Raw genomic sequence first — 25,825 nt, 5'->3', positions numbered from 1 at the left:
TATCGTGAAATTGCTAAAAGACAGGCGGGATTCGGTGAGCCGACTGTTGATGCCAATACGATACAAAAAGGTCGTCTGAAAACCACGATACGGGTTTTCAGACGACCTTTGATTTATTTGGTGTACAAGAATATCAAATACTCTGCGTATAGCCAGCCTGCTTACATCGATACGGCGGATAGCAGATACCGTATCGGCAACCAGTCGGGCCGGCCATCTCGACTATGCTTTACCGAACACCTTCTCCAAATGCGCCCGATAATCCGCCAAATACTGCTCCACCTGCGGATTCTTGATCACATCGTTGCAGATGAACGAGGGCAGGCGCGTGGTGCCGAGGAACTCGTTGGCCTTGTGGAAATGCAGGTACACGCCGTCCACGCCCGCGCCCTCAAAGAAATCGCCTTCGCGGGTAAACGCCTCAATCGGCGCGTTCCAAGTGGATGAAATCATGTGTTTTTTGCCATGCAGCAAGCCGCCCGTGCCGTAGCCTTCCGTCGGGTTGACACGGTGGCGGCCGTCGTTGGCCACCAGCTTGTTTTCGCCCACGCCTGCGGTAAACACTTCATCGATATATTTTTTCACCGTCCACGGCTCGCCCATCCACCAGCCGGGCATCTGCCAAACCACCGCGTCCATCCACAGCCATTTTTCCACTTCGGCATCTTTGTCGTAGCCTGCTTCAATCACGGTTTCCTTCACTGCATGACCGAGTGCGGTCAGCGTGTCGCGTGCGGTTTGGTGCAGCGTGTGGTTCAGGCGGCCGGCGGAATGGCCGAAATGTTGGCCGCCGTCAATTAACAGAATATTCATGTTGGTCCTTCAAATATTTGCGTTGAAAAAGCATTATTGTACTCCGATGCTTTATAATGAAAACAGCAATAATTGCAAAACACTTTTCCAGGAAAAGCAACAATGAAAACCCATTCAGACGAACTGGCCGTGTTCGTGCAGGTGGTGGAAAGCGGCAGTTTCAGCCGTGCGGCAGAACGGCTCGGGCTGGTCAACTCCGCCGTCAGCCGCACCGTGAAGCGGCTGGAAGACAAACTCTCCGCCAACCTGCTCAACCGTACCACACGCCAACTGCGGCTTACCGAAGAAGGCTGCCGCTTTTTCGAGCGCGCGCGGCAGATACTGCACGACATCGAAGCCGCCGAGGCCGAAATCCTCTCCACAGGCGGCGCGCCGCAGGGCGTGCTTCGGGTGGATTCCGCCACGCCCACGCTGCTGCACCTCGTCGCCCCGCTGGTACGCCCGTTCTGCGAACGCCACCCGCAGGTGTCGCTGCTGCTCACCTCGTCCGAAGGTTACATTGACCTCATCGAGCGGCGCGTGGACATCGCCATCCGCGCAGGCAGCCTGCACGACTCCGCCTTGCGCGCCCGCCATCTATTCGACAGCCGTCTGAAACTCGTTGCCGCGCCCGATTATCTCGCCCGTCACGGCACGCCCCAAACCGTCGCCGACCTGTCGCAGCACACCCTCATCGGCTTCTCCGAGCCCAAAACCTTGAACAACTGGCCGTTTGCCGATACCGGCCACACGCCCTACGCCGCCGTGCCGCAACTGTCCGCCAACAGCGGCGAAACCATCCGCCGCCTGTGCCTGGAAGGCAACGGCATCGCCTGCCTGTCGGATTTCACCGTCGCCGCCGATATCGCAGCGGGACACCTGCACGAACTCCTACCCGACCGCGCCTTGAACGAAGCCAAACCGTTTTACGCCGTCTATTACGGCGACAATGCCGTCAGCCCGAAAATCCGGGCTTTTGTGGATTTTTTGGTAGAACAAGTCAATTAAAGTACGTTTTTAAACACTAAGTCTTTCCGAACTTGCCCAAGATACAAAAAGGTCGTCTGAAAACCAAGATACAGGTTTTCAGACGACCTTTGCTATGGCGGAACGGCTTTACGCTTTGACCGGTTTGCCGCGCAGGGAGAAGGTGTAGGCTTCGGTGATTTCCAAATCGATCATTTGGTTGATCATGTCGGGCGTGCCGGTGAAGTTGACCACGCGGTTGTTGGCGGTACGGGCTTGGAGCTGGTCGGGGTCTTTTTTGGAGATGCCTTCGACCAGACAGCGTTGTACGGTGCCGATCATGGTTTGGTTAATGCGGGCGGTTTCGGCTTCGATGACTTCGTTCAGGGCTTCGAGGCGGCGCACTTTTTCGGCGTGCGGGGTGTCGTCCGGCAGGTTGGCGGCGGGTGTGCCGGGACGCGGGCTGTAAATGAAGACGAAGCTCAAATCGAAGGCGATGTCTTTCACCAGCTTCAGGGTTTGCTCGAACTCGCGCTCGGTTTCGCCGGGGAAACCGACGATGAAGTCGCTGCTCAGGCACAAGTCGGGGCGGATGGCGCGCAGTTTGCGGATGATGGATTTGTATTCCAAGGCGGTGTAGCCGCGTTTCATCGCGCTCAATACGCGGTCGGAACCGCTTTGAATCGGCAGGTGCAGGTGCGACACCAGCTTGGGCAGATCGCGGTAGCACTCGATAATCGAGTCGGTAAACTCGCGCGGGTGGCTGGTGGTGAAGCGCATACGCTCGATGCCGGGGATTTCGTGGACGATGCGCAGCAGGGTGGCGAAGTCGCAGATTTCGCCGTCTTCCATTTCGCCGCGATAGGCGTTGACGTTTTGTCCTAAGAGGTTGATTTCTTTCACGCCTTGCTGGGCAAGGTTGGCGATTTCGGTCAAAACGTCGTTCAGCGGGCGGGAGAACTCTTCGCCGCGGGTGTAGGGGACGACGCAGAACGAGCAGTATTTGGAACAGCCTTCCATGATGGACACGAATGCTGCGCCGCCTTCGACGCGGGCGGGCGGCAGGTGGTCGAATTTTTCGATTTCGGGGAAGGAAATATCGACTTGCGACAGGCCGCTGGTTTCTTTATCCACAATCATTTTGGGCAGGCGGTGCAGCGTTTGCGGGCCGAAGACGACGTCCACATAAGGCGCGCGTTTGATGATGTTTTCGCCTTCTTGTGAGGCGACACAGCCGGCAACGCCGATGATGAGGTCGGGATTTTTTTCTTTGAGCGGGCGCACGCGGCCTAAGTCGGAGAACACTTTTTCCTGCGCTTTTTCGCGTACGGAGCAGGTGTTGAAGAGGATGATGTCGGCTTCGTCGGCTTCGGTCACTTGTTCGATGCCGCCGTTTTCTTCGGCGAGTACGGCGAGCATTTTTTCGCTGTCGTATTCGTTCATTTGGCAGCCGAAGGTGCGGATAAATACTTTTTTCATGGTTTGTGTCTTTCTCAGGTAGCCCGTAATTGCGGGGCTGATTGTTATGGAAATCTTTATTTCAGACGACCTTTGGAACGTGGGCAGGTCGTCTGAAACGCAGATTCGTCAGGGCGCAAAAATGCGCGGTTGCGCTGCTGCGGCTGCAACAGCCAACCACGCGGTGTGTGTTTGGGTCGTCTGAAACGGGCAAACGACGGCTTATTGCGCGTCTTTTTTAATCTCGTCGCGGACTTCTTTTTGCGCGGTAAAACGGGAGGCTTCGTCGTCGGTCAAAACCCACACTTCGCGCACGAGGGCGTTGGTGTCGTTGTGTTTGAACGCGATGGTTTTGCCGGTTTTGCTTGCCAGCCGCCCCATCGGGATGAAGCGGTCGTTTTCGTCGTGGATTTTGGTGAAACGGGTGATTTGCAGCTTGGCGGAATTGCCGTCGGCAATGCCCAGCGTCAAGAGGCGCGTCCATGAGAAACCGCCACGGCTCACTTTCAGATAAGGCAGTTCGACCTGTTTCAAAACCGCCGCGTCCATATCGCTCGGCAGCTTGCGCTGGGCGGCGTAGGAGACGGTGGAAACCAAAAGGGTAAGCATTAAAATGAATCCGCGTAACATGATGTTTTCTTTATGGTATAAATGGGTGCGGATTATAGCACAAACGCTTCAAATATGAACAGAGTGATTGTTTTTACAGAACAATTTTCATTTTCAGATGCGGTGTTGCGCCGTGGCGGTTTGGGCTTTGGGGGTCGTCTGAAACGGCTGGCGCGGGCAATCTGATGATAAAATACCGCTTATTTTTCAGACGACCTCAGAAAGAATCCGCTATGAACCGTAACGAAATCCTGTTTGACCGCGCCAAAGCCATCATCCCCGGCGGCGTAAATTCCCCCGTCCGCGCATTCGGCAGCGTCGGCGGCGTGCCGCGCTTCATCAAAAAAGCCGAAGGCGCGTATGTTTGGGACGAAAACGGCACGCGCTACACCGATTACGTCGGTTCGTGGGGACCTGCGATTGTCGGACACGCGCACCCCGAAGTCATCGAAGCCGTGCGCGAAGCCGCCTTGGGCGGTTTGTCGTTCGGTGCGCCCACCGAAGGCGAAATCGTCATCGCCGAAGAAATCGCCAAAATCATGCCGTCGGTCGAACGGCTGCGCCTCGTCAGCTCCGGCACCGAAGCGACCATGACCGCCATCCGCCTCGCGCGCGGCTTTACCGGACGCGACAAAATCATCAAATTCGAAGGCTGCTACCACGGCCATTCCGACAGCCTGCTGGTCAAAGCCGGCAGCGGCCTGCTCACTTTCGGCAACCCGTCTTCCGCAGGCGTTCCCGCCGACTTCACCAAACACACCTTAGTCCTCGAATACAACAACACCGCCCAGCTCGAAGAAGCGTTCGCCCGCAACGGCGACGAAATCGCCTGCGTCATCCTCGAACCCTTCGTCGGCAATATGAACCTTGTCCGCCCGACCGAATCCTTCGTTAAAGCCCTGCGCGAATTGACCGAGAAACACGGCGCGGTGTTGATTTACGACGAAGTGATGACCGGCTTCCGCGTCGCGCTCGGCGGCGCGCAGTCGCTGCACGGCATCACGCCCGACCTGACCACGATGGGCAAAGTCATCGGCGGCGGTATGCCGCTTGCCGCGTTTGGCGGACGCAAAGACATCATGGAATGTATTTCCCCGCTGGGCGGCGTGTATCAGGCAGGCACCTTGTCGGGCAACCCGATTGCCGTCGCCGCCGGCTTGAAAACGCTCGAAATCATCCAACGCGAAGGCTTCTACGAAAACCTGACCGCCCTGACCCGCCGCCTCGCCGACGGGCTTGCCGCCGCCGCCAAAGCGCACGGCATCGAGTTCACCGCCGACAGCGTGGGCGGCATGTTCGGTCTGTATTTCGCCGCACACACCCCGCAAAACTACGGCGACATGGCGCGTTCCAATATCGACGCCTTCAAACGCTTCTTCCACGGTATGCTCGACCGCAACACTGCCTTCGGTCCGTCCGCCTACGAAGCAGGCTTCGTCTCCGCCGCGCACACGCCCGAGCTGATTGACGAAACCATCGCCACCGCGCATCAAGTGTTCGCGGAAATGGTGAAGTAAGACGGAAACCGGCTTGTCGTATTGAGCGGCACGCGGATAGGCGCAACGTCAGGGCAGGGCGGACAACGCCGCCTGCCGCCGCCCATCTTTTGGCAAGACAAAAAGGTCGTCTGAAAACTCGAATCCGAGTTTTCAGACGACCTTTCGTTTGTGGACAAGCTTTGTTTTGTCCTTAAGCTTCTTCGCGCGTCAGATGGCGTACCGACGCGGCGATTTCGTCCGCCATCCGACGGCTGGCACCTTGATGGCCGGCGACGAAGTGTGCCGCCTGCTGGGCGAAATGGCTGCGCTCGCTCGGGTTTTCCAAGCAGTCTGCCACGAAGGTGCGCCATTCGTCCGCGTTTTGCACCTGCACTGCCGCTCCGGCTTCCAGCGCGCTGCGGCAGGCGGCGGCAAAGTTGTAGGTGGAGAAGCCGAACACGGTCGGAATGCCGCAGGCTATCGGCTCGATGATGTTTTGACAGCCGCTGTCCACGAGGCTGCCGCCGACAAAGGCGACATCCGAACTGAGGTAGTAGGCAAAGAGTTCGCCCATGCTGTCGCCCACCCAGACTTGGGTTTGCCGGGAAACCGGCAGGTTGTCGCTGCGTTTTTGAACGGTATAACCCAATGCCTGCGCTGTTTCAAAGGTCGTCTGAAAACGCTCCGGATGGCGCGGGACGACGACCAGCAATGCGTCGCCGGCATAGCTTTTCCAGGCTTCGAGCAAGAGCGCCGCCTCGTCTTGGTCTTTGTAAAAACGGGTGCTGGCGCAGACGGCGACGGGGCGCGCGCCTATGCGTTCGCGGAAGGCGGCAGCCAGCGCGCGCATCCGTTCGGGCGGGGAAATATCGTATTTGGTGTTGCCGCAGACATGGACGTTGGATGCGCCGATCAAATGCAGCCGCTCCGCGTCTTCGGCGGTTTGCGCGAAACAGCCGCTTAAGGTTTGCAGCGCAGGTTCGAACAGATTGCGGATTTTCAAATAGCCGCGCTGCGATTTTTCAGACAGGCGGGCGTTGGCGAGAAACAGGGGGACGTGCGCGTCGGCGCAGGCGTGCATGAGGTTGGGCCAGATTTCCGTTTCCATCAGTACGCCGAACAGGGGGCGGTGTTCCTTCAGGAATTGGGCGACCCATTCGGGCTTGTCGTAAGGCAGGTAACGGCATTGCGCGTCGGGAAACAGTTCTTTCGCGGCGGCGCGTCCGGTCGGCGTCATTTGGGTCATGAGCAGCGGCGCATCGGGGAAATGGCGACGCAGCGCCTCCACCAAGGGCTGCGCGGCACGGGTTTCGCCGACCGATACGGCATGCACCCAAATCGGACGTTGCACAGGCCGGTCAAACGGTTCGCCGAAACGCTCGCCCCAATGGTAGAGATAGGCAGGCGATTTGGCGGCGCGCTTTTTGAGATAGTGGCGGATAAGCGGCGGCGCGATGCGCCATAATTGCGTGTAAAACCAACGATTCATGTATTCCACTCGAAAACGGTACGGACGGGGTGACGGATGGTGCGCGGCGGGGCGGATTCTAGGCGGTTGACGGTTTCAAGCTGCCTGTCGCCGAACCTCCGGTTTCCCAGACCTATTCTAGCCGATTTTGCCGCCTCGCCCATGCCTCTTTTGAACCTGACTTGATGTAACGGTGGAAAAAGGTCGTCTGAAAAACCGAAATCCGATTTTCAGACGACCTGTCTTGGTTGCGTCGCAGCGGGTTACGCCGTTTTCTTTTCGCGTATCGGCAGGTTCAGCAAAGCCGCCGTTCCCGCCAACACCGCATCGGCATACCACATCCAGCCGTAATCGTTGAACCGGTAAATCACGATGCCGCCGATATACGAGCCTAAAAAGCCGCCGATTTGGTGGCTCAACATGGTCAGCCCGAACAGCGTCGCCAGATAGCGCGTGCCGAACAGTTTGCCCGTAATCGCAGCGGTCGGGGCAACGGTGGCGAGCCAAGTGAAGCCCAGCGCGGCGGCGAAAATGTAGAAATTGACGTCGGTTCTCGGGGCGGCAAGGTAGATCAGCACCATCGCCACGCGCGAGGCGTAGAGTCCGAACAAAACGTATTTGCCCAAAAACCGCCCCGTACACCAGCCCGAAAAAATGCAGCCCGCGATGTTCGCCAAACCGATAATCGCAATCGAAGTCGAAGCGACCGAAGCGGGCAGGCCGCAGAGCGCGATTTCGTTGGGCAGGTGGGTTACCAAAAACGCAATGTGGAAACCGCAGGTAAAAAAGCCCAAGTGCAGCAGGATGTAACTGCGGTCTTTAAACGCCGCTTTGACCGCCTGTCCCAGCGTTTGCCCGTTTTCAGACGACGTGTGGTGCGTGGCGACAGCGTTTTTGCCGCCCGCCAGCCACCACGAAATCGGCAGGATTAAAAGTGCAATCCCGCCCCAAACGTAAAACGTTCCCGTCCAGCCGACGGCGGGCAACACCAGCAAACCCTGCACCAGCGGCGCAAACAGAAACTGCCCCGCCGAACCGCCCGCGTTGACCAGCCCTGAAGCCAAACCGCGTTTGTGCGGCGGCACTTTCGCCGCGACCTGTCCCATGATGATGGAGAAACCGCCCGCACCCGTTCCGAATGCAAAAAGCAGCCCGATTGCCAGCATCAGCCCCCAATACGTCGGCATCTGCGGCACCATCAGACAGGCAGATGCCAGCAACAGCGCGCCGCCGCCCAACACCTTAAACGCGCCGAAGCGGTCGGCAAGCGCACCGGAAAGCGGCTGGGACAAGCCCCACATCAACTGGAAAACGGCAATAATCAGGCTGAACTCTTGGATACTCAGCTCGGTAGAGTCGACGACCGGACGGACAAACAGCCCCATAGTCATGCGCATACCAATGGTAATCAGCAGGATGGCGGCGGCAGCAGTGATAACCAGCCAAAGGTTAGGGGATTTTTGCTGTGTGTGAGTCATGGTTATGGTTTGTTTCTATTGAAAAATGCCGTTCAATCAACCGGCAAAACGACGGATTTTAACAAACGGGCTGACGCAGGCTAAATAACTCCTGATGCTTTGATTATAGCCAAAACCTCTATCCGCGCCACGTTGTCCGTTCCCCTTTATTCACAAGGCAGGATGTGGAATGCGGACGGAAATTCAGTGCGTAAAGAACGGCAAAGGTCGTCTGAAAACCCGAAATCCGATTTTCAGACGACCTTTGTCCCGAGAACGGATAAAATCCGTATTGATGAAGCCGTATCGGCTTAAAGTGCATTCGCTATATAATCCGCCCTTTTCAGACGACCCCAACCCGCCACCGCTATGACCCCGATTTATTTTGACCACACCGCCACCGAACACGCCTGCCGTTTGGCGCGGCAATTCCAGCTTCCCATTTTGTCCGACCTGCCCGACAGCGGCGAATACCTGCTTGCCGATGCGGAGGGCATCAGCTTGTGCCGCGCGGGGGAGAAAGGACGTGTCCGCGTCGATTTCGGCGGCGGTGCAGCCCAATACCGTCGCACCAAAGGCGGCGGCGAGCTGATTGCCAAGGCGGTCAACCACACAACCAAACCGACCGTCTGGGACTGTACCGGCGGACTCGGACGCGACAGCTTCGTCCTCGCCTCGCTCAGTTTGAACGTCCAAACCTTCGAACAGCATCCCGCCGTCGCCTGCCTGCTTGCCGACGGTCTCGAACGCGCGCTGCAAGAGCCTGAAATTCAAGACATTGCCCGCCGCATTACCTTCCGTCACGGCGATGCCGTCGAATTGATGCGGGAACTCGCCGCCCAATCGCGCCCCGACATCGTGTACCTCGACCCCATGTACCCCGAACGCCAAAAATCCGCCGCCGTCAAAAAAGAAATGGCGTATTTCCACAGCGTCGTCGGTGCTGCCCAAGAAGAAGCCGAGCTGCTTGCCGCCGCCCGCGCCGTCGCCAAAAAACGCGTCGTCGTCAAACGCCCGCGACTCGGCGAGTTTCTCAACGGCGAAAAACCCGCCTACCAATACACGGGCAAAAGCACCCGCTTCGATGTGTACTTGCCTGATCATCCGGTTAAAGACGGGGAATAATTTATAGTGGATTAACTTTAAACCAGTACGGCGTTACCTCGCCTTGCCGTACTATCTGTACTGTCTGCGGCTTCGTCGCCTTGTCCTGATTTAAATTTAATCCACTATAAAACGCGAAAAGGTCGTCTGAAAACTGAATTTCAGACGACCTTTGTGTTTCTGCGTCCTGCGTTAGAACGATTTGACCAGCGACAGACCGACTTCGTTTTGTTTGTAGCTGTACAGCCAGTCGGTGTTGCCGTGGACGCGGCGGTGTTTGTAGCTGAGGACGGGTTTGAGGCCGGCGAATTTCCAGCGGTCCGCGCCTATGCTGAGGCGGTAGGTTTGTTCTTTGTCGCGGCGGCGTTGTTCGAGTACGGCGTTTTCTTCGCGGTGGCTGCGGATGCCGAAGGTGGCGGAGGCGGAGGCGTCGAAGCCGGCTTCAAACATTTTTGCCGCGCCCAGCCGTGCGGAGATGAGGCGGTAGCTGTCCACCGGTTCTTTGGCTTTGCGCTGCTGCCAGTCTATGCCGCCGTAGAGCATGAGGTCGTTGCGCGGGAAGTAGGACAGGGTGTTGTAAACGGAGATGAGGTTGCTGTCGAGCAGGCGGGTTTTGTCGGAATAGGAGAGGTGTTTCCACTCGGCTTTGGTGTTCCACGTCCAGCTGCCTTTGTCGAGGTTCCACTCGCTGCGCACGCCGTAGGCGCGGTTGAGGGTTTTGCCGCCGCTGCCGTTCCATTCGACAAGCGGGGCAAGGGCGAAGGTGTGGCGGTGGTTTTCAAACTGGTAGCCTGCGCTGAGGTTGAGCGTGTGTTCGTTGAAGTCTTTATGGTCGCGGTAGAAGCGGCCGTAGCCGAGCGCGCGGGCGGCGATGCCGTGGTGTCCTTTAATCTGCCAGCGGCGGACGGCGGCGGCTTCGTATTTGATGCCGTTGGCGGAAATGGGTTTGTCGCCTGAAAATTCTTCCCAACATTCGCCGTCGATTTCGGTTTTACACCACGTTTTGCCGCTGGCTTCGTTGATGTTGCTGTTGTGGACGGCGCCGACGGAAAGGCTGCCCTGCCGGCTTTGGCGTTGGTTTAAGGAATCGCGGAAATGTCCGATGTTTTCTTTGACGGCTTCGGGCAGGTCTTCGTTTTGAAGGCGCATAAATTCGGAAGTGGCTTCGCGGTTCAGACGACCTTCAAAGAGCAGGCGGGCGTAATCGAGCCGTCCGCGCGTGAAGTCGGGGTGGCGTTGCAGCAGGGTTTCGTAGTCTTGTTTGGCGGCTTTCCATCTGCCTTCGCCGCGGGCAAGCGAGGCGCGGGCAAAGAGGGCGATGTCGGGGTCGTATTCGGTTTGCTGTGTATAACGTTCAAGCAGCGGGCGCACGGTTTGCCAGTCGCTGCGGTTGACGGCGTTAAACAGGGCTTCGCCTTGGTCGGCTTCGGGGTTGGTTTCGGCTGCCTGCCCGATGTTTTCGGCTGGAATGTCGAGGCGGTATTCGCGCACTTTTTGTTCCTGTTCCTGCATGGTTTGGCGGGTGTCCTGCCACAGGCGTTGTGCGGTACGGTCGTCTGAAAAGTCAGAACGTGGCGCGGCAAGGACGGGGGCGGCGAGAAAGAGGAGAAGGCAGGCAGACGGTTTGTACATGATGTCGGCTTTCCGGTCGGCGGTTTTCAGACGACCTTGAGAAGGTGGTTGGCGGGCTGGTGTTTAAAAAAGCCTGCGTGAAGCAGGCTTTATTTTACTTAACTACGGATTTTAGCGTTTTACACCGCCGTATGCCGTATCCAAGTTGCGGTCGGTTTTAAACTTGGCAACACCGGCCAGCGCGCTTGCGTTGTGACCGAAGAAGTGGCCTTCGGTTTTACCGAAGTGGCCGTTGGCGCGGGCATAACCTTCAAACGATGCGCTAGACGGTTTGATGCGGGCATGGACATCCATGTTTACCGCGTTGTTCTTCATAGAACCCGCCAAGACGCGTTGACCGAAGTCTGCGCGCAAAGTACCCGCCATCGGGTTGTTGCCGGTGTAGTTGTTGATGCCTTTAACTGCGTAGTTGGCTACGCCTGATACCGGCATAGAGGTAGCGCGTTTGTCGCCAGAGTAGAAAACGCCACGATTGGTGCCTTTAGCGTATTCTTTGCCGACCCATTCACCGTAGTACACTTCAGAGCCGCCGCTCTTGATGGTGTTGAACGCATAGCGGCCGAGGTTTTGACGGGTGTATGCGTCGTTAACCTGTACGGTTTTGACGCCGTTGCGGTCTACATTGCCGGGCATGCGGTTTACGTTGGTGTAGTGTACGCCTGAACGGTAGGCAGCGTGTTTCATCACTTTTTCGCCTTCGGCTTCAGATGCGGGTTTGCCCCATTTTTTGCCGTATTTGTGGTTTTGGTAACCGTAATCAAATGGATTGTAGGCATTGTTGGCGGCAAATACGCCTGCGCTGAACAAAACAGCCAAAACAGCAGCGGTGGTTTTTTGCAGATTCAGTTTCATGATACGCTCCTTAGGGGAAAAACGATGGTTGGGAAAATAATGTTCCGTCGGTGTCAGTGTGAGCAGACTATCGTTCGTTATGTGAGGAGACTTTTGTTTTTCTTTTTTCTTGAACATCATTCTAGAGGGGGAATGTTAGAGGAGAATTAGCGGATGTTTTAGGGAGTGTCTTAATGAGATAAGAATATTTATTTTTGGTTAAGATGTATAGTGGATTAACTTTAAACCAGGACGGCGTTACCTCGCCTTAGCTCAAAGAGAACGATTCTCTAAGGTGCTGAAGCACCAAGTGAATCGGTTCCGTACTATCTGTACTGTCTGCGGCTTCGTCGCCTTGTCCTGATTTAAAGTTAATCCACTATATTTGGAATCGGCGCGGACGGTATGATGCTGTCCGCCAAATTGCCCGTGGTTACGTTGTTTTGTCCCGATGGATATTCGATTTGCGATTAGGCTGATGTGTTAGAGGGAAGTTGTCCTCAAACAAAAAAAGGTCGTCTGAAACTTTTCAGACGACCTTTTTCAACAACATTATTAGCGGATGTTGACATACGCGCCTGAGTGCAGGTCGCGCAGCAGGTTGGTTGTAGCCTGTTGGGCTTTTTGCTCGGACATGTATTGGCGTACGGCGTTGCGTTGACGCTCTTCGGGCGTACCGGCGTCACGGACGTCGTTCAGCTTGATGATGTGCCAGCCGAATTGCGTGCGTACGGGTGGGCTGACTTGACCGGGTTTGAGTTTGTGGACGGCTTCTTCAAACGGCGCAACCATCATGCCGTCGGCGAACCAGCCCAAATCACCGCCGCTGCTCGCGCTGCCGTCTTGCGAATATTGGCGCGCCAAACCGGCAAAGTCAGCGCCGCTGCGGGCTTGCGCGTAGATTTTGCGGATGGTGCTTTCCGCGCCTGCCGCCGCGTTGTCGTTGTCAGCTTTAATCAAGATGTGCTGAGCGCTGTATTGGCGCATCGGTTCGCCTTCAGGCAGGGCGACACCTTGTTGGCGCGCGCGCTCGATGAAGCTGTTGACTTCTGCATCGCTGACGCGGCTGTTTTGCATCACGGCCTGCTGGCGCACTTTTTCCATAATGATGGTGTCGGCGATTTCCCGGCGGGTGTGTGCAGACGGATTTTTCAGCGACGGCGTTTGGGCGATGACGGCATCGATTTCGGCATCGGTCGCTTGAATGTTGCGGCGTTTGCCCGCTTGAACAATCAGGGATTGGTTGACCAGTTGCGCCAGGACTTGCTGGCGGAGTTCGTCTTCGCTGATTTGCGTGCCTTTAGGAAGGTGTTGGCGTGCTTCGGCAATGGCATGTGCCAGCTGACGCTGGGTAATGACTTCATTGTCGGCAATGGCGGCGATGCCGTCGGAAAGGCGTACGGCGCCCGAATCGGCAGGCGTGGCTGCCGCTGCCTGTTTTGCTGCTTTCTGCGTTTTGACCGGCTTGCCTTTGGATGCGGCTTTGGGCGCGGCGTGTGCGTTCAATGCCAGACCGAGTGCGGCGGCAAGAATCAGGGGTTTGACGTTCATGGGGTAACTACCTCGTTGGTTTTGCTGTAGCCGGGAATGGCCAAGCGCAGTTTTTCAAATGGATTGTTGCCGAGATTGCTCAGGTCTTTGAGTTGGAGATTGAAGAATACGGCGTTTTTGCGGCTGTTTTCACCGGTCACGTAGCGTTGTCCGACGAGGCTTGCGCTCCAGCAGCCGCAATCGCTTTTGTATTCTGCGCCAACCAAGATTTCGAGCGGTTTCTTGGCTTGGATTTCATAGTTGTAACGTGCAACGGCGTAAAGGTTTTTACGGATGGGCCATTGCGCTGCCAAATCGACTTGGCGGATTTTGTCGTAGAAATAGTTGCCGTCGGATTGCAGGTAAATGCGTTCGTTGCGACCGTATTTGTAACGCGCGCTCAATACTTTGCCCGGCTCGGGATTGTAGCGGACAGTCGCGGCGTAGCTTTCGGCACGGCTTTCGTTTTGGTTGTAGTGGATGTCGAAGCCGGCATGGATGCTGTTGCTCAGTTTGCCGTGCGCAAAGCCGACCCAGTCGGATTGGCTGCGTTCGTAACGGCCGACGCTGCCGTCCAACAACACCTTGTCGTTTTTGAAATAAAACTTCTGTCCGATACCGGCGCGGAACAGTTCGGCACCGTTGTTCGGGTCGAGGAAGCGGGTTTGCGCGGCGGCGGTCAGGCTGTTGGCGGAGTTGATGCGGTCGTTGCCGACGTACAGGTTTTCACGGAAAAGTTGGTTGTAAGAGAAGCTGTTTTCCGAGGTGTCGAAATTGGGTAAATCGTTTTGGGACTTGGTCGGGATGTAGTTGTAGAACAGGCGCGGTTCGAGGGTTTGCAGATAGGCATTGCCGAACAAATTGGCGTTGCGCTCGAAGGTCATGCCGGTATCGACGTTGAATATTGGCAATACGCGGCTGACGCGGCGGCCGGATTGGTTGCCGAACGAGCCTAAGTCGTAATAAGTCGCGTGTACGCCGATTTTCGGACGGATATAGCCCCATTGGTTGTTGAAATCCCAACGGACGCTGGGATAAAGCACGGTACGGCTGCCGTCTTGTTTGCTGTCGTGTACGAAACGGGTGAACTGGCTGAATACGTTGATATTCGCCTTGCCCATGGTTTTCTGCCAACGTCCGGTCAGGCGCGGCATGATGGCGTAGGGTTCGTCTTTGTAACCGTTTTGGTTGGCAAGGGTTTGGTATTTCTGTACGTTCAGCGCGCCGTCAAAAGAGCCGCCCCAGATATTGTCGCCGTAGTTCAGCCACAGTTGGCGGTTGAGGTTGACGTTGCTGGCAATGTCTTCGCGTCCATAGAAGTCACGGTAGTAATTGTCGTCTGAAACCTGATTGAAGCTGATGCCGCCGCTGAGTTTGTCGGTCAGTTGGTGGTTGTGATCAAACTTGATTTGATAGCGGTTGTTTTCGTGGCGTTTTTTATCGTGCGGCATCCAATCGCCGTCAATGACGCCGTTAAATTTCGGCTCGAGATAGCGGACTTGTCCGCCAAGCTGCACGCCGCGCGAGCTGATGATGCCGGGGCGGAAGGTGGCGTCCAAGTTGGGGGCGAGGTTGAAATAATAGGGAAGAGCGAGTTCCAAACCGTCCGAACCGGTTGCTAAGGTCGGAACCAGCAGACCGCTCTTGCGATGACCGTTGAGCGGGAAATCCGCCCAAGGCGTATAAAGCACCGGAACGCCGCCGAACACCAGCGACGCGTCTTTTGCCACGCCTATACCCGTTTCCTGATCGGTTTCGATGCTTTTCGCTTTGATGTACCAACTTGCATCACCGGGCGAGCAGGTATTGAATTTGGTATTGATGAGCTTGTACAGCCCTTTGCCTTTCATTTCCGCCTTTTCGCTGACGCTTTGGAGGCGGCGGCCGTCTTTTTCGGCATCAACGCGGACATATTCGCTCGAGCCGGTATTGTCTTTCAGGTTGTACACCAAAGTATCGCCGCTGACGGTCGAACCGTCTTGATACAGCTTAAAGCGGTCGCCCGCCCTGACGGTATTGCTGGTTTGGTCGTAATCGGCCCAATCGGCGTTCAACACTTCCTGATTGCGCTCGATGATGACATCGCCTTCAGCGCGGACAGCGACTTTCGACTGTCCGGCAACCCTATCCGCAATCACGCGGGTGTAATCCTGCGGCAGGGCTTCTTCGCCACTGCGTTTGATTTCAGGTTGCTTGTTTGCTTCGGAAGCCTGATGCTGGCAAAACAGGCAGGTATCGCCTAAGGACAATTTGTCCTGATCGGCCAGACGATGGTTCTCCACGCTTTGAACCGCAGGCGGGGTGGCCTTTACCGGCTCGTAATCGGCAGGTTGCGGCAAAGATGCATTTTGCGCATATGCCCCTTCCGCGCCGAAGCCGACGCTTAACGCCAAAACCAATGGTTTGAGTGAAAATAAACGAGCCAAAATCGCCCCTTAAATCGGTTTGCCAGTTAGAATAGCGGTTATTTTAACCTGAAAATCCGCGACACCGCTATGCAACGACAAACCGAATTACAAAATTGGCTTCGCGCCGTCTATCCCGAACAAAACTTCGAATTAAGCTTCGCCGCCGCCGATGCCGACTTCCGACGCTACTTCCGCGCTACGTTTGCCGACGGCAAGACCGTCATCTGCATGGACGCGCCGCCCGACAAAATGAGCGTCGCTCCTTACCTAAAAGTGCAAAAACTTTTCAATATGCTTAACGTTCCCCAAGTATTGCATGTGGACGAAGCACAAGGATTTCTGGTGCTCAACGACTTGGGCAGCACCACTTTCCTGACCGCCATGCAGCAAGAGCAAGGCGCAGATGCACACAAAGTCCTGCTGCTTGAAGCCATAGACGAACTGGTCGAGCTGCAAAAAGCCAGCCGCGCGGGCGAATTGCCCGAGTACGACCGCGACATCATGCTGCGCGAAATCAACCTTTTCCCCGAATGGTTCGTCGCCAAAGAACTCGGACGCGAACTCAACTTCAAACAACGCCAGCTTTGGCAGCAAACCATAGACACCCTGCTGCCGCCGCTGCTTGCCCAGCCGCAGGTGTACGTCCACCGCGACTTCATCGTCCGCAACCTCATGCTCACCACCGGCCGCCCCGGCGTACTCGATTTCCAAGACGCACTCTACGGCCCGATTTCCTACGACTTGGTTTCCCTCCTGCGCGATGCCTTCATCGAATGGGAAGAAGAATTCGTCTTGGACTTGGTCATCCGTTACTGGGAAAAAGCCCGCGCCGCCGGATTGCCCGTACCCGCCGCGTTTGACGAGTTTTACCGCTGGTTTGAATGGATGGGCGTACAACGCCATCTGAAAGTCGCCGGCATCTTCGCCCGCCTGTACTACCGAGACGGCAAAGACAAATACCGCCCCGAAATCCCACGCTTCCTCAACTACCTGCGCCGCACTTCCCGCCGCTACACCGAGCTTGCACCGCTTTACGCGCTGTTGGTCGAACTGGTCGGTGACGATGAATTGGAAACCGGGTTTACGTTTTAAAAGGCAGATGGCTTTGTGCCACTCTTGATAACGAAAGAGGTCGTCTGAAAATTCTGAAATGGAGTTTCAGACGACCTCTTTAAGTCTTTTCTTCATCTGTTGAGGATGTTGTGGATAGGATTTCGGGTACACGGCATAAGAGTTCGCGTAGCTAATTCCTTATTCACTATAAAAAGGTCGTCTGAAAACCTGATTTTCAAGTTTTCAGACGACCTTTTCAGTATATGCCTTGAACGGTTTGCCCAACTCAAAACCCGATTCGGGTTCAGGTTGTCTGAAATAAATATTCCAAGGCTTTTTGCAAAGCAAAAATATCCGTCAGTGCATATAAACCTATCGATGTTTCCAGATGCTTGCTTGAGGGCGGTTGGGCAACGGCCGCTGCAATCAGTTTGACTTGATTTGCAGGGTCGGGCAGGTATTTCATTTGCGCCACGGCATAGCGGGAAATCCGAACTCTGCCGTCTTGATAATGTGCGCCGCGGGCAGGCAGTTTCTGTACTTCTTCCAAGTTTGGCACATGATCGAACACGCCGTCGTAAAACTCTATGACGGGGCATTCGTTGATGCCGGTGTCGCAGTGTACATAGGCAACGTAAAACCGTTTCTGATACTGAATGGAGACGACGTCTTGCGGGCGGAAAAAAGTAATATTGTCAGGCATGATCGGACGGCGTTTGAGCGGCTGCGGAGGCGTTTGCAGAAACGCTTTAATTTGCGGTGACCGGCGTTCGAAATCGTCGGAAAGCTCGACTGCGGCATTTAAAGCATCTATCGCGACCAAGGCTTGAGGAAGGATAGAGTCGATATTCAAGCCGTATTTATGGGCGATAACAGCCATGGCGAGAATGGTTTTCTGTTTATATGCCGCGCTGACTTCTTTTTTATCTTCTTCCTGTAACACGCAATTCCACCTACTGAGGATTTGTTGCCATACTTGGTTTTGCATATCAAGCGACCCCCCTTTTGTTGGCATGCTCCAGTTCATGGCGCGGGCAAAACTTTCGTCCAAGGCTTGTACGAGGAAACGCGCAGCCAGTTTGTCCAAGATTTGCTGGTGTTTCATGAGTGTTTCCTTTCAGAACGGTATCGGCAGCGTTGGAGTGGTAGCCGCATCTGTTTCGATTATTCTGAACTAAGCCTCCGCCACGGAATCGCGGCTGAAGGTTTTTTCGCAGTAATGGCATTTGAGCTTGGTCTGACCGCTTTGTTTGCGGACGTAGAAGCGGCTTTTCACCGGCTCGCCGTGGCTGGCGCAGTTGGTGTTCGGGCAGCGGAACACTTCGGCGATTTCGTCTGGCAGGGTGAGCCGGCGTTTGTTGATGACTTTGAAGTGGTCGATGGTGTTGACGACGGCTTCGGGGGCGAAGAGGGCGAGGCGGTTGGCGGCGTTGTCGTCCAGCCAGACGCCGGTGATTTTGATGATGTCTTTGCTGCCTTGGGTTTTGCTGGGCAGGTTGAAGCCGACGGTTACGGCGCTGCCGTAGTGCAGCAGTTTGAATTGGCGCAGGATAATCAGGCCTTTGCCGGCGGGGATGTGGTCGATGACGGTACCTTTTTCGATGGCTTCGACGCTGAGTTTAGGGGTTTCCATATTTGCTCCTTATACTTCTTCGTTCAACACCAGCGATAAAATCGCCATGCGGGCGTAAACGCCGTTGGTCGCCTGCTCGAAATAGTAGGCGTGCGGCGTGGCATCGACGTTGGGGTGGATTTCGTCAACGCGCGGTAGGGGATGCAACACGCGCAGGTTGGGGCGGGCGTTGGCGAGCATGGCGGCGTTGAGGTTGAATTTGCCTTGGATTTTGGCGAACTCTTGTTCGTCGAAGCGTTCGCGTTGGACGCGGGTCATGTATAGGATGTCCGCCCATTCGACGGCGGCTTCGAGGTCGGACAGGATTTGGTAGCGGCAGCCTGCGGCTTCGAGTTCTTCGGTGATGTATTCGGGCATGGCGAGGCTGGGCGGGGAGACGAAGGCGAATTCGCAGTCCCAGCGTTTGAGGGCTTGGCAGAGGGAATGGACGGTGCGGCCGTATTTGAGGTCGCCCGCCATGGCGATTTTGAGCTTGTTCAGACGACCTTGGGTTTCGTAGATGGTCACGAGGTCGAGCAGGGTTTGGCTGGGGTGTTGGTTGGTGCCGTCGCCGGCGTTGATGACGGGAACTTTGGAAAACTCTGCGGACACGCGCGCCGCGCCGTCTTTGGGATGGCGTTGGATGATGGCGTCGGTGTAGCTGGAGATGATGCGGGCGGTGTCGGCGAGGGTTTCGCCTTTTTTCGCGCTGGTGTTGGCGCCGTCGGCAAAGCCGATGACTTTGCCGCCCAAGCGTTGTACGGCGGTTTCAAACGACAGGCGTGTGCGGGTGGAGGGCTCGAAAAAGCATGAGCCGATGAGTTTGCCTTCGAGCAGGTCGTCGCGCGGGTCGGCTTTGAGCTTGAGGGCGGTTTGCAGGAGCAGCTCAAGCTGTTCGGTCGTCAGGTCGGAAATGGAGATGACGTGTTGTCGGTAAAGCGGGTTGGGCATTCGGCTTCCTTTCTTCAATTCGGCAAAAACCCCGCTAAGGCGGGGTTTTACGAAACAACGACGGACGCGCCGCGGCGTGCGGTACGGGCAAAACGGGCGGGGCGGGCGTTGAGGCGCATGGGTCGTCTGAAATCGGTTTGAGGTGGCGGTATTATCGCATATTTGACGGGGCGGGGTTTCGGATTTTCGTGAAAAGGGGTCGTCTGAAAAATGGGGTTTCATCCTTTTCAGACGACCTGCTTTATTCGGTTTTGCCCGTCAGGGCTTTCATACAAAGCTGATATTCCGCCTTGCCCGTATCTCGGGCGAAGATGGCGTAGTCGGATTTGGGGACGGCGTTCAAAGTCGATTGCGGGAAGTGGTAGATTTCTTGCGCCACGCGCTCGGTTAGCCCTTGAATGAAGGAGCGGCTGTAATCGTTTTTGGCAACGACCATAAAGCGTTCGTTCATCTTCTCAACGGTTTGTCCAACACCCGTACCGGACAAACGTTCGCCCATGGCGGTTTGAGCCATCAGTCCGACCAAGGCGCATTGGTCTTGGAAGGAGGCTTCTTGCGGTTCGGCGTGTGCAAAAGAGAATGCGGCGGCGAGCAGGAGGGCTGCGGTATATTTTTGTATGTTCATGGTGATTTCTTTGGAATAGAGGTTGTTGGAGCAGGCGGGAATTTACATGAAGTATTCTGTGGTGGCAACAACACGAAGCCGGCAGGATTTCAGGCGTGAAAAAGCAAGAAGGCGAAACCGTTTACCGTTTGGGCATTATCCGTGGGCGAAACGGCGACGAACATCAGACGCAGGTCGTCTGAATTTTACTTGCCGGAATAATTTAAGGTTATTTGAAATATAGTGGATTAACTTTAAACCATTACGGCGTTGCCTCGCCTTGCCGTACTATCTGTACTGTCTGCGGCTTCGTCGCCTTGTCCTGATTTAAATTTAATCCACTATAGTTTCAGACGGTCTTATGTTATTCCCTATGAATTTAAGCAGTTGCCGGAAATTTTGTGAAAACATCATAGAACGTACCGATAATTTGAGAACTTATCTTCCTGTTTAATAGTCTATTTTATTGTCGAGAATACCCCGACAGGATTCCGTGATATGCAAAATCAAAATGAAGCATCCGTTAGGTGCGGGTCGTCTGAAACCGCTGTTTCCCGACTTTCTCTGCTGCTTTGGGCGGGAATTGTAGCGGCGGTGTGCTGGACTGTTGCCGATATGCTGCTGGTCGGATTCGTGCAGACGCCGGAACGTTATCCTTTGCTTTCGCAGACGCTGGCGCCTCAGTTGGGCGAGGCGGCGGATTTTGCCGTGCTGATGCAGGCCGGCTCGCCCGAGCGGCTGCTGTGGGGCGTGTTGCCGGCGACGTTTTCTGCGGCGCTGTATCTGGCGGCGGCATTCGGCGTTTACCGGCTGATGCGGCCCGGACGCACGGCCAAGGTCGGTTTTGCAGTGCTGTTTTTCGGATATGCGCTGTCGCCTTTGGGACATGCCGGTTTTTATTTTACGGGCATGGTTGCCAAGGTGCTGCTGAATGCTGTGCCGGACGATTATCCGCCGCTACTGGCGCTGTTCCGCCATTTTTACCGGATGCTGGCGGTGCACTGGATGGCTTCGGTCGGTTCGATTGCGGCGGGATGGCTGCTGTTGCTGGTACAGACGCTGCGCCGCAGGACGCTGCTTCCGCGTGTCGCTGCATGGTGCAATCCGTTGCCGGTAGGAACGGTTATTGCGGTTTCGTACAGCCTGTTTCCGCAATCACCCGTTGCCGCCGCGCTTGGCGGGGCGACGTTTAATCTGGCGCAGTTGGTGTTTTTTGTTTGTGCGGCGGCGTGTGTCCGCAGGCGGGGAATGGGGATGCAGCCGGGCTGAAATAAAACGATGCCGCCTTTGCCGGACGGCAATCATCCGCCTTGGTGCCGATGCTTGTAATACAGGTAATCCGCCGTTTCGTCCCAAACCCATCACACATCATATTGCCGCTACGGCTCAAAGGTCGTCTGAAATTTGACGCTCCATTTTCAGACGACCCCTTGTCGTTTTTCAAAAAACAAAAAATCCGACTCCGGCCCCAAGCGCCACGAAGCACGGACAGTAGGGTATAATCGCAAAGTATATTCCTTCGTGAAATCAATAAAAAACAAAGACGCCACAGCAGTTTTTGAAAGGTTTCACCCTAATTTCAAACTCTACACAGGAAACCGCCATGTTAGTCTGCAATCCCTACGAAGTCGTGATCCACGGCACAACCAACAAAGGTAAGATTTTCCGTCCCAGCGACTGGGCAGAACGCTTGTGCGGCATATTGTCCTCATTCACCAAAGACAACCGATTGTCGTACTCCAACTGGGTGCGCCCCATGCTGGTGGACAACGTCCGCTGCGTCGCCGTCGATAAGAAACTCGAAGAAGACAATCCGCAGATGTTCCGTTTCCTGATGGACTTTGCCGCCGACAACGACCTGCGCATCATCGACTGCAAAGAGCTTTTGAAAGAACAAGAAGACAAAGCACAAGGCGAGCCAGCCGAACGCGTTTTGCTGGCACAAGCCATCGAAGAAAAACACGCCGCCGAAAAAGCACAGGCCCAAGCCGCCACCGCCGAATACATTTTGCGCGAAATCCCGCCCGAAGACACATCCACCGCCTTCGCCGCCCTCAGCGTCCTGCGCTCCGCATTGACCGACATCAGCAAATTCACCGAACAAATTAACACCATCCAACGCCCCGCCGGCTACCGCCTCTTAGGCATTTTTGAAGAAGGCAAACACAACGCCGTCGCCGTCTGCGGCTTCCGCGAAGCCTGCAACCTCGCCAGCGGCCGCCATATCCACATCGACGACATCGTTACCCTGCCGCAAAGCCGCCGCAAAGGCTACGCCTCCCGCCTGTTGGCAGAAGTCCGCAAAATCGGCGCGGAAACGGGCGTGACCAAAATCCACCTCAACGTCCATGTCAATCACGACCGCGTCGATGCGCACCGCCTGTATTTCAAAAACGGCTTCGAAATCTGCGCATATCATTTCCGCTGCGATCCTAAATAACCCAAAAGGTCGTCTGAAAATTTTTCAGACGACCTTTTTTAAAGTTGGATTTTTAACCTAACTTACGTTTGCTAAACTCCCTAAAATGGATTTTTATAAAGTTTTCCAGATTTTAAAAGGGATAATTTCTATTGCAAACCCCTAAAAATTCGATATTTTCATGCTTAGTCTCATCGTCATAAATAAATTTATCATTACTATCAAAGCAAAAAGAATAATACTTACTTTCCCTTCTAGTACTAGTAGTCCTTATAGCAATAGAAACTGTACCATTCCTATATTTATTTCTATCAAAAATTAAAGTATTATTTCCAATAAATTGCATACCTGGTTTTTTATTAATTATATTTTCTATTTCTGAATAACATTTTTTTCTTCCTCACTACCTGCACAGTAAATGTTTATATCTTCCAATACTGCTCCATTATCATAAAAACCTATACTAAGATCAAATATTATATCTCGATCATCATGATCAATTATTACGTAAATGAATTGAGGATCAGTAATTGATGTTATTTTTACCTTTTTAATTTTAAATGCACTTAATAAGCATATATAAATAATAAAAATAAATATTGCAAGGAAGTATAGTTTAATTTTTTTGTCATGAAATTTATTGGTTCCAAATTCAAAAAATTCTAAAAAACTTTATCTTAAGCGGTTTTGCCACACTTGTATAAATCTTACTACTACTACTATGCTTGGGTATGCTGACAACCACTACTTTGCCTATTACTCTCTAACTACGTCCACTTTCACACCTAGCCCCAGCATAACACTAATTTTATTGGGACCTTTGCAAAATTCCCCAAAATCCCCTAAATGTCTTGGTGGGAATTTTGGGGATTTTGGGGAATTTTGCAAAGGTCTTAACCCTTTAAAACTTGGGTTCTTTCTGTAAATAAGTTAGTAAATCGGGATCCTGATAGCCCTCATCGATTTTATACCCCTTGCTAACCAACATGGCTTCCTCTTTTTTGCGTTTTGCCAGTTCAATATTTCGGTAGCGTTGCCAGTATTCCGGCAGGCGGGAGCTGATTTTATCCATTTCTTCTTGAAGTTTATCGATGCCATAACCGTCAGGGATAAATGTGTTATATATGTCATTTCGGGTGCTGTAGCGCGCGGTCGTAAATGAGATCCTCATCATATACTGCCCCCATTCGTTAAAACTTAATGTTTTATTGATGCTATCTAAATCTTCTTGGTCGTTGACGGTCGAGTCAAATGAAAGACTCATTTCAACACCGTCCAAATAAAAGGTTGCAATCATGCCTCGCTTCATCATAACGCTATACCATGTATTAAAATCGGGAACTACACCGGGATCGGTAATATTACCCAAGCCAAAATTTTCTTCATCTTGGAAATATCTGATGGCATCTTTATCTGTCAGCCGAGGACTGGATAAATAAATATAGCGTTGCCAGCCACTGTCCTGTATCCGCTTCATCAGTTTAACCCATAAATCATAGGCTTCACGATGGCGGATAAGTTCATCGGCACTGATGCCGCTGTTTAAAACAATATTATTTACTCCCTCTCCCTCAGGTTCGGAACGTACCGATCCCATGGCGGTAAAGGTATGCGGAATAGTCAGGTCATGGCCGCTGTGGCGGATGGTGACGGCTCCCAATTGTTTTGACGGCCACTTCAAATCTAAAAAGCCGACCAGTTCTCCTGCGGTATGGTGATCTGCAACCGCACCTGCCAGTTTGAAACTTTCCGGCCCTTTCTTACCTAATTGTAACGTAACTTCATGCAGCATGATTTTCTCCTTGTCTTCTAAAGCATGAACTGTTAATGAGATCAGAGCAAGCAAGAGAGTAGCGAGCAAAGCTGCTACAACCCGCTCACTGATTGCCTTGTGGATCGTTCCAAGATTCATGGGTTTCTCCTTTTTTGGTACTGCCTATCCAGCCTGCTATAGTTTGCAGGTGTCTTTCGATATATTCCCTACTTTTCGAATCACTCATTAAATTATGATACTTATCCGCTACGTCTAAAATCCATTTCATCCTACTATCATATTTCTCTGCTTTCATATTGTCTGGTGCATAGGAGAATGGGTCTTCCTTCAACCTGTATTTGACCCTTTCCGCCTGCGGCAGCGGCATACCGTGCCGGTTGAAAGATTCAACCGCATGATTACCACCGGATTCTTTCAACCTTTGAAGATAGACGGCATACGGTTCTTCTTCATAGCTGCTGTGGAAGCGGATAAAAGTCTTGGGATTCTTTGCCCACCGTTGCATTTCTGCACCTAAACGCATCCATGGATGATCCCAACATATGCTTTGGAGGATATTCTTCTGTTCTTGTACTGCAATCAGTTTAAGGTGTTTGATTTGAGATTCTAAAGCATTTTTACTGTATGGTTTTAAGTTTTCTATAAGTGGTAACTCTTGGAAAGCTTTCCGTATTTCATCGGTCAATTTAAAGCCCTTTACACCAGGCAGGGCTGTGGACGCCCAAGGCAAAGCATTGAGGGCTTTTTTTACTGGAGCAACATAATTACTTGCATTACGACTGGCTTTACATTGTTCAAAAGAACCTGGACTCAGTGCCCAAGCCCAATGCCATGGCGCAACATCCATAAATAGCCATAAATTCCCTTTGGCGAAAATATGAGCGGATTTCGCTGCATCACGATATTTTTCAGCCCATTTCGGTACATACCGAACTTTGGCAGCCCAAAGACCTGTTGTTGTAACCCAAGAGTTAAATGTGGCTGCTACCGTTTTTGAGGCAAATGCACCTAACCCCATCCAATAAAAACGCCCTGTTAAATTGGGGTTACCTCCTAACTCTTTCTCCATTTCTAGATAAATCCGTGCATAAATTGCCGCAATTCTTCGTGCACGTTGCTCATACCATACTTCAAGACGGTATTGATTATTTCCAGTTTTATTGGAAAGTTTAATGTAACTCGTCTGTTGTAATAAAGACCAAAAAGTATTACAGGTACACTTTTCGGAATGACAACTTTTTGGGGTTTGATTGGTTTGTGAGGTACTAAATGTTAAATTAGTCGCCATTTTTATGCATCTCCAAATGGTGGGGCAGAATCAAAATCAGCCCATTGTAATTCAGTTTTTAATTCCTGCTGTTTTTCTGCATGTATTCTATGACTAAGACCTTTAGTAGTCGTAATGCCGGTAATTACCTCATCTTTATTATGGATAATATACGCAATAGAATGCATAGGTTTGCCATCAGGAAATAAAAATTGAAACTGCTCATCATATTTTTCAACCGCAGGCATACCTTTCATATTTATCCCTGCACTATTCGGCCCCGTTACCTCCATCGGCGCCTTCACCCTAACCAGCTTCGGACTCCCAATCTCAACCTCCCCGTTCGCCAGTTTGATATACGCCCCTTTGCAGGTAATCAGAATCTCCTCCTTCGCCGCAATGGTGATTTTCC

23 protein-coding genes are annotated in these 25,825 nt (G+C 53.5%); 7 read left to right on the top strand and 16 right to left on the bottom strand.

What is annotated here, in order from left to right:
* Window positions 1–222: 222 nt before the first annotated feature.
* Entirely contained in the window at window positions 223–813 is a 591-nt protein-coding gene (locus AAG834_RS07070) for an NAD(P)H-dependent oxidoreductase (RefSeq protein WP_342031704.1), read from the bottom strand.
* A 102-nt stretch (window positions 814–915) separates the two neighbouring features.
* On the opposite strand from AAG834_RS07070, the gene AAG834_RS07065 reads away from it, so the two are divergent.
* The gene (locus AAG834_RS07065; protein ID WP_342031703.1) at window positions 916–1,800 is read left to right on the top strand and encodes a LysR family transcriptional regulator; all 885 of its coding nucleotides are present in this window, start codon (window positions 916–918) and stop codon (window positions 1,798–1,800) included.
* Between the two features lie 108 nt (window positions 1,801–1,908).
* On the opposite strand, the gene miaB is transcribed toward AAG834_RS07065, so the two are convergent.
* The gene (miaB, locus tag AAG834_RS07060; RefSeq protein ID WP_342031702.1) at window positions 1,909–3,237 is read right to left on the bottom strand and encodes a tRNA (N6-isopentenyl adenosine(37)-C2)-methylthiotransferase MiaB; all 1,329 of its coding nucleotides are present in this window, start codon (window positions 3,235–3,237) and stop codon (window positions 1,909–1,911) included.
* A gap of 46 nt (window positions 3,238–3,283) precedes the next feature.
* On the opposite strand from miaB, the gene AAG834_RS07055 reads away from it, so the two are divergent.
* Window positions 3,284–3,421 carry a hypothetical protein gene (locus tag AAG834_RS07055; RefSeq protein WP_342031701.1) on the top strand — a complete coding sequence of 46 codons (138 nt, stop codon included), beginning with the start codon at window positions 3,284–3,286 and terminating at the stop codon, window positions 3,419–3,421.
* 17 nt (window positions 3,422–3,438) lie between these two features.
* Here the strand turns inward: AAG834_RS07055 and AAG834_RS07050 are convergent, their stop codons facing one another.
* The gene (locus tag AAG834_RS07050) at window positions 3,439–3,846 is read right to left on the bottom strand and encodes a hypothetical protein (RefSeq protein WP_342031700.1); all 408 of its coding nucleotides are present in this window, start codon (window positions 3,844–3,846) and stop codon (window positions 3,439–3,441) included.
* A gap of 212 nt (window positions 3,847–4,058) precedes the next feature.
* On the opposite strand from AAG834_RS07050, the gene hemL reads away from it, so the two are divergent.
* Window positions 4,059–5,342 (top strand): glutamate-1-semialdehyde 2,1-aminomutase, encoded by a 1,284-nt coding sequence (hemL, locus tag AAG834_RS07045; RefSeq protein ID WP_342031699.1) that lies wholly within the window; start codon window positions 4,059–4,061, stop codon window positions 5,340–5,342.
* Between the two features lie 172 nt (window positions 5,343–5,514).
* On the opposite strand, the gene waaA is transcribed toward hemL, so the two are convergent.
* A complete protein-coding gene (waaA, locus tag AAG834_RS07040; protein ID WP_342031698.1) occupies window positions 5,515–6,792 on the bottom strand; it encodes a lipid IV(A) 3-deoxy-D-manno-octulosonic acid transferase in 1,278 nt (425 codons plus the stop codon).
* 242 nt (window positions 6,793–7,034) lie between these two features.
* Entirely contained in the window at window positions 7,035–8,249 is a 1,215-nt protein-coding gene (locus AAG834_RS07035) for an MFS transporter (RefSeq protein ID WP_342031697.1), read from the bottom strand.
* Between the two features lie 348 nt (window positions 8,250–8,597).
* Here AAG834_RS07035 and AAG834_RS07030 point away from each other — a divergent pair, with 348 nt between their 5' ends.
* Window positions 8,598–9,353, top strand: coding sequence for a class I SAM-dependent methyltransferase (locus tag AAG834_RS07030; RefSeq protein WP_342031696.1), 756 nt, complete (start codon window positions 8,598–8,600; stop codon window positions 9,351–9,353).
* Window positions 9,354–9,524: 171 nt separating this feature from the next.
* Here AAG834_RS07030 and AAG834_RS07025 read toward each other — a convergent pair whose 3' ends face one another.
* The 4 genes from AAG834_RS07025 to AAG834_RS07005 all read right to left on the bottom strand — a co-directional run bounded on the left by AAG834_RS07025 (window position 9,525) and on the right by AAG834_RS07005 (window position 15,751).
* Window positions 9,525–10,964: a surface lipoprotein assembly modifier gene (locus AAG834_RS07025; RefSeq protein ID WP_342031695.1), complete on the bottom strand. Its 1,440-nt coding sequence runs from the start codon at window positions 10,962–10,964 to the stop codon at window positions 9,525–9,527.
* A 111-nt stretch (window positions 10,965–11,075) separates the two neighbouring features.
* Window positions 11,076–11,816 carry a Slam-dependent surface lipoprotein gene (locus tag AAG834_RS07020; RefSeq protein ID WP_342031694.1) on the bottom strand — a complete coding sequence of 247 codons (741 nt, stop codon included), beginning with the start codon at window positions 11,814–11,816 and terminating at the stop codon, window positions 11,076–11,078.
* A gap of 534 nt (window positions 11,817–12,350) precedes the next feature.
* Window positions 12,351–13,346 carry a peptidylprolyl isomerase gene (locus AAG834_RS07010; protein WP_342031693.1) on the bottom strand — a complete coding sequence of 332 codons (996 nt, stop codon included), beginning with the start codon at window positions 13,344–13,346 and terminating at the stop codon, window positions 12,351–12,353.
* A complete protein-coding gene (locus AAG834_RS07005; RefSeq protein WP_342031692.1) occupies window positions 13,343–15,751 on the bottom strand; it encodes an LPS-assembly protein LptD in 2,409 nt (802 codons plus the stop codon). The genes AAG834_RS07010 and AAG834_RS07005 overlap by 4 nt, the downstream gene beginning before the upstream one ends.
* A gap of 69 nt (window positions 15,752–15,820) precedes the next feature.
* On the opposite strand from AAG834_RS07005, the gene amgK reads away from it, so the two are divergent.
* A complete protein-coding gene (amgK, locus tag AAG834_RS07000) occupies window positions 15,821–16,825 on the top strand; it encodes an N-acetylmuramate/N-acetylglucosamine kinase AmgK (RefSeq protein WP_342031691.1) in 1,005 nt (334 codons plus the stop codon).
* 265 nt (window positions 16,826–17,090) lie between these two features.
* Here the strand turns inward: amgK and AAG834_RS06995 are convergent, their stop codons facing one another.
* From AAG834_RS06995 to AAG834_RS06980, 4 genes are all read right to left on the bottom strand, one after another.
* On the bottom strand, window positions 17,091–17,891 hold the full coding sequence (locus tag AAG834_RS06995) for a hypothetical protein (protein ID WP_342031690.1): 801 nt from the start codon (window positions 17,889–17,891) through the stop codon (window positions 17,091–17,093).
* Between the two features lie 69 nt (window positions 17,892–17,960).
* Window positions 17,961–18,419 carry an aspartate carbamoyltransferase regulatory subunit gene (gene pyrI, locus AAG834_RS06990; RefSeq protein ID WP_003758869.1) on the bottom strand — a complete coding sequence of 153 codons (459 nt, stop codon included), beginning with the start codon at window positions 18,417–18,419 and terminating at the stop codon, window positions 17,961–17,963.
* A 9-nt stretch (window positions 18,420–18,428) separates the two neighbouring features.
* Window positions 18,429–19,349 carry an aspartate carbamoyltransferase gene (pyrB, locus tag AAG834_RS06985; protein WP_342031689.1) on the bottom strand — a complete coding sequence of 307 codons (921 nt, stop codon included), beginning with the start codon at window positions 19,347–19,349 and terminating at the stop codon, window positions 18,429–18,431.
* A 241-nt stretch (window positions 19,350–19,590) separates the two neighbouring features.
* Window positions 19,591–19,974 carry a hypothetical protein gene (locus AAG834_RS06980; RefSeq protein WP_342031688.1) on the bottom strand — a complete coding sequence of 128 codons (384 nt, stop codon included), beginning with the start codon at window positions 19,972–19,974 and terminating at the stop codon, window positions 19,591–19,593.
* A 477-nt stretch (window positions 19,975–20,451) separates the two neighbouring features.
* On the opposite strand from AAG834_RS06980, the gene AAG834_RS06970 reads away from it, so the two are divergent.
* Both AAG834_RS06970 and AAG834_RS06965 read left to right on the top strand, forming a co-directional pair.
* Entirely contained in the window at window positions 20,452–21,222 is a 771-nt protein-coding gene (locus tag AAG834_RS06970) for a DUF6796 family protein (RefSeq protein ID WP_342031687.1), read from the top strand.
* 334 nt (window positions 21,223–21,556) lie between these two features.
* Window positions 21,557–22,393: a GNAT family N-acetyltransferase gene (locus AAG834_RS06965; protein WP_070513099.1), complete on the top strand. Its 837-nt coding sequence runs from the start codon at window positions 21,557–21,559 to the stop codon at window positions 22,391–22,393.
* Between the two features lie 880 nt (window positions 22,394–23,273).
* Here AAG834_RS06965 and AAG834_RS06960 read toward each other — a convergent pair.
* From AAG834_RS06960 to AAG834_RS06950, 3 genes are all read right to left on the bottom strand, one after another.
* Window positions 23,274–24,284, bottom strand: coding sequence for a hypothetical protein (locus AAG834_RS06960; protein WP_342031686.1), 1,011 nt, complete (start codon window positions 24,282–24,284; stop codon window positions 23,274–23,276).
* Window positions 24,250–25,434 carry a DUF2515 family protein gene (locus tag AAG834_RS06955; RefSeq protein ID WP_342031685.1) on the bottom strand — a complete coding sequence of 395 codons (1,185 nt, stop codon included), beginning with the start codon at window positions 25,432–25,434 and terminating at the stop codon, window positions 24,250–24,252. The genes AAG834_RS06960 and AAG834_RS06955 overlap by 35 nt, the downstream gene beginning before the upstream one ends.
* 2 nt (window positions 25,435–25,436) lie before the next feature.
* The coding region (locus AAG834_RS06950) for a DUF2345 domain-containing protein (RefSeq protein WP_342031684.1) at window positions 25,437–25,825 on the bottom strand (389 nt) is incomplete at its 5' end.

The sequence above is a fragment of the Neisseria sp. Marseille-Q2251 genome, assembly GCF_940793045.1.
Taxonomy (GTDB): Bacteria; Pseudomonadota; Gammaproteobacteria; order Burkholderiales; family Neisseriaceae; genus Neisseria.
This window is presented reverse-complemented; position numbering and strand designations above follow the sequence as displayed.

Bases quoted from the DNA above. Each gene is read 5' to 3' on its own strand.
- amgK (WP_342031691.1), top strand. From the start codon at position 15,821: ATGCAACGACAAACCGAATTACAAAATTGGCTTCGCGCCGTCTATCCC.
- AAG834_RS07055 (WP_342031701.1), top strand. From the start codon at position 3,284: ATGGAAATCTTTATTTCAGACGACCTTTGGAACGTGGGCAGGTCGTCT.
- AAG834_RS07025 (WP_342031695.1), bottom strand. From the start codon at position 10,964: ATGTACAAACCGTCTGCCTGCCTTCTCCTCTTTCTCGCCGCCCCCGTC.
- AAG834_RS07010 (WP_342031693.1), bottom strand. From the start codon at position 13,346: ATGAACGTCAAACCCCTGATTCTTGCCGCCGCACTCGGTCTGGCATTG.
- AAG834_RS07020 (WP_342031694.1), bottom strand. From the start codon at position 11,816: ATGAAACTGAATCTGCAAAAAACCACCGCTGCTGTTTTGGCTGTTTTG.
- pyrB (WP_342031689.1), bottom strand. From the start codon at position 19,349: ATGCCCAACCCGCTTTACCGACAACACGTCATCTCCATTTCCGACCTG.
- pyrI (WP_003758869.1), bottom strand. From the start codon at position 18,419: ATGGAAACCCCTAAACTCAGCGTCGAAGCCATCGAAAAAGGTACCGTC.
- AAG834_RS07035 (WP_342031697.1), bottom strand. From the start codon at position 8,249: ATGACTCACACACAGCAAAAATCCCCTAACCTTTGGCTGGTTATCACT.
- AAG834_RS07030 (WP_342031696.1), top strand. From the start codon at position 8,598: ATGACCCCGATTTATTTTGACCACACCGCCACCGAACACGCCTGCCGT.
- AAG834_RS07065 (WP_342031703.1), top strand. From the start codon at position 916: ATGAAAACCCATTCAGACGAACTGGCCGTGTTCGTGCAGGTGGTGGAA.
- hemL (WP_342031699.1), top strand. From the start codon at position 4,059: ATGAACCGTAACGAAATCCTGTTTGACCGCGCCAAAGCCATCATCCCC.
- AAG834_RS06970 (WP_342031687.1), top strand. From the start codon at position 20,452: ATGCAAAATCAAAATGAAGCATCCGTTAGGTGCGGGTCGTCTGAAACC.
- AAG834_RS06995 (WP_342031690.1), bottom strand. From the start codon at position 17,891: ATGAAACACCAGCAAATCTTGGACAAACTGGCTGCGCGTTTCCTCGTA.
- miaB (WP_342031702.1), bottom strand. From the start codon at position 3,237: ATGAAAAAAGTATTTATCCGCACCTTCGGCTGCCAAATGAACGAATAC.
- AAG834_RS06965 (WP_070513099.1), top strand. From the start codon at position 21,557: ATGTTAGTCTGCAATCCCTACGAAGTCGTGATCCACGGCACAACCAAC.
- waaA (WP_342031698.1), bottom strand. From the start codon at position 6,792: ATGAATCGTTGGTTTTACACGCAATTATGGCGCATCGCGCCGCCGCTT.
- AAG834_RS06960 (WP_342031686.1), bottom strand. From the start codon at position 24,284: ATGAATCTTGGAACGATCCACAAGGCAATCAGTGAGCGGGTTGTAGCA.
- AAG834_RS06980 (WP_342031688.1), bottom strand. From the start codon at position 19,974: ATGAACATACAAAAATATACCGCAGCCCTCCTGCTCGCCGCCGCATTC.
- AAG834_RS07070 (WP_342031704.1), bottom strand. From the start codon at position 813: ATGAATATTCTGTTAATTGACGGCGGCCAACATTTCGGCCATTCCGCC.
- AAG834_RS07050 (WP_342031700.1), bottom strand. From the start codon at position 3,846: ATGTTACGCGGATTCATTTTAATGCTTACCCTTTTGGTTTCCACCGTC.
- AAG834_RS06955 (WP_342031685.1), bottom strand. From the start codon at position 25,434: ATGGCGACTAATTTAACATTTAGTACCTCACAAACCAATCAAACCCCA.